General features: G+C 67.9%; 1 pseudogene. It reads left to right on the plus strand.

The annotated features are described in order from the left end of the window. Window positions 1-959, plus strand: a pseudogene (locus MOV75_RS39625) (formate dehydrogenase); the annotation flags it as partial.

Consider the following 959-nt stretch of genomic DNA (forward strand, 5'->3'; position numbering starts at 1 on the left):
CGCCGCAGGGCCGGAGCGCCTTCGGCCCCGTCACCGAGGCCGATGTGCCTTCCCTGCTCGATGCGCTCGCCAGCAACACGCCGCATCTGCTGCGGCTGGGGGCGACCGACGAGATCCCCTGGCTGAAGCGCCAGACCCGTCTCACCTTCGCCCGCTGCGGCGTGATCGATCCGCGCTCGCTCGACGACTACCGCGCGCACGACGGCTACAAGGGACTTGAGCGCGCCCTGTCGCTCGGCACGGATGCGATCCTTACCGAAGTCACGGCATCGGGCCTGCGCGGCCGCGGCGGCGCGGGCTTCCCGACCGGCATCAAGTGGAAGACCGTTGCGCAGGCCAAGGCCGACCGAAAGTTCATCGTCTGCAACGCCGACGAAGGTGACAGCGGCACCTTCGCTGACCGCATGATCATGGAGGGCGATCCGTTCCTGGTGATCGAAGGTATGACCATCGCCGGCATCACCGTCGGCGCGACCAAGGGCTACATCTATATCCGCAGCGAATATCCGCACGCGGTGGAGGCGATGAATGCCGCCATTGTAGCCGCCAGGCGCGGCGGCTATCTCGGCGACAGGATCGGCGGTTCCACGTACAGCTTCGATCTCGAAGTCCGCGTCGGTGCCGGCGCTTACGTTTGCGGCGAGGAGACCTCGCTGCTGGAAAGCCTCGAAGGTCGCCGCGGCATCGTGCGCGCCAAGCCGCCGCTGCCGGCGCATCACGGCCTGTTCGGCAAGCCGACCGTCATCAATAACGTGCTGTCGTTCGCGGCCGTCCCCTTCATCCTCGCCGAAGGCGCCAAGGCCTATGCCGATTTCGGCATGGGCCGCTCCCGCGGCACGATGCCGATCCAGCTCGCCGGCAACATCCGCCATGGCGGACTGTTCGAGACCGCGTTCGGCGTGACGCTCGGCGAGCTCGTCGATGACATCGGCGGCGGCACGCTCACGGGCCGCCCGGTT

The organism is Bradyrhizobium sp. PRIMUS42 (assembly GCF_023006515.1).
Classification (GTDB): domain Bacteria; phylum Pseudomonadota; class Alphaproteobacteria; order Rhizobiales; family Xanthobacteraceae; genus Bradyrhizobium.